Origin of the sequence: Allobosea sp. CER48 (assembly GCF_044752385.1) — a bacterium.
GTDB lineage: Bacteria > Pseudomonadota > Alphaproteobacteria > Rhizobiales > Beijerinckiaceae > Allobosea.
Genome location: NZ_JBIWYK010000596.1, coordinates 1 through 1,600, shown reverse-complemented (window position 1 = coordinate 1,600; position 1,600 = coordinate 1). Strand labels below are relative to the sequence as shown.

Annotated in this window: 1 protein-coding gene; it reads left to right on the top strand. The window is 62.5% G+C overall.

Features of this window, described 5'->3' with window-relative positions; translation table 11 throughout:
- A partial coding sequence (locus ACIPIA_RS15855) for a type VI secretion system Vgr family protein (RefSeq protein WP_400510937.1) occupies positions 1-1,600 on the top strand: 1,600 nt, incomplete at both ends.

The following is a 1,600-nucleotide window of genomic DNA, read 5'->3' as shown; positions in this document are numbered from 1 at the left end:
AACGGGTCTCTTGTCGATGCGCAGTGGCTAGGGAAACAAGAAGATCTCTACGTCTATCGCTTCACGCTTCGACCATGGCTGTGGCTGCTCTCACAACGCGCTGATTGCCGCATCTTCAAGAACAAGACGCCTCTCGACATCATCAAGGAAATTTTTCGAAAGGAAGATTCCGCGAGTTTCGACGACCGCACCAGCGAGGCGCAGCAACCGATCGACTATTGCGTCCAGTATCGTGAGACCGACCTCGACTTCGTATTGCGGCTGATGGAGCAATACGGAATTTACTATTACTTCAAGCACAGCGAAGGCGACCACAAGCTCGTGCTTTGCGACTCCCGCTCCGCGCATGATCAGGTCAGCGCCGCCGCCGAGCCGAGCTTCAAGGGGGACGCCTCCGCCTACGCATTCGTACCGCAAGGCAGCCGCTTCCCGCGCTCGCAGGTCGAGCACCTCACGCACTGGTCAACGATCCGGCGGCTGCGCAGCGGCAAGTTCGAGCTCAAGGACTATGATTTCGAGAAGTCGGAATCGGATCTGACAGCGCGGGCCGAGGAAGGCTTTCCGAAGGCCAAGCGGTACGAGACCTACGACTATCCAGCGGCTTATACCCAGCGCAATCGGGGCGAGCACTTCGCCCGGGTGATGGCGCAGGCCGAGCAGGCCCAGGACGAGCGCCGCTTCAGCGGCGGCGACGCCGCCAGCCTCTACCCAGGGGCGCTGATGAAGCTGTCGGACCATCCGAGCAGCGCCGAAAACAGCGAGTATCTCGTCGTGCGTGCATCGCACGCCTACGGCATCCAGAGCTACCGCTCATCCGGGCGCCCGGATGAGGCGCTCTATCACGGCTCCTACGAGCTGCAAAAGAGCGACCGGCGCTTCCGCGCGCCGATCGTCACCCCCCGCCCCACCGTCTACGGCCCGCACACCGCCAAGGTCGTGGGCGAGCGGAACAAGGGCGAGGAAGGAGACATCGACGTCGACGAATACGGCCGCGTCTGGCTGCGCTTCCATTGGGATCGCGAAGACGGTTCGACATCGTGCCGGACCCGCGTCGCGCAGATGTGGGCCGGCAAGGGCTGGGGTGGCCAGATCATCCCGCGCATCGGCCAGGAGGTGATCGTCGAGTACCTCGAAGGCAATCCGGACCTGCCGCTGGTCACCGGGGCGGTCGTCAACGACCAGCACAAGCCACCCTACGAGCTGCCCGCCAACAAGACCCAGTCGGGGCTCAAATCGGAATCGACCGACGGGGCCGGCTTCCCCGACACCTACAACGAGATCAAGTTCGAGGACCTCAGGGACCAGGAGGTCTTCGAGATGCACGCCGAAAAGGACCACAAGGTCGTCGTCAACAACATCGAGACGCGCGAGATCGGCGAGCGCTTTCAGGGCATGAGCTACTCGCGCACGACCACGTTGAAGAAGGGCGACGACAAGCTCGACGTCCAGAACGGCAAGCTCGACGTCGAGGCGCTGACCGAGATCAATCTCAAGGTCGGCGAGAGCAAGATCAGGATGACGCCCGGAAGCATCGAGATCACCTCGCCCACCATCCGCATCAAGAGCGTCGGCATGACAGAGGTGGCGAGCGATGCCACCG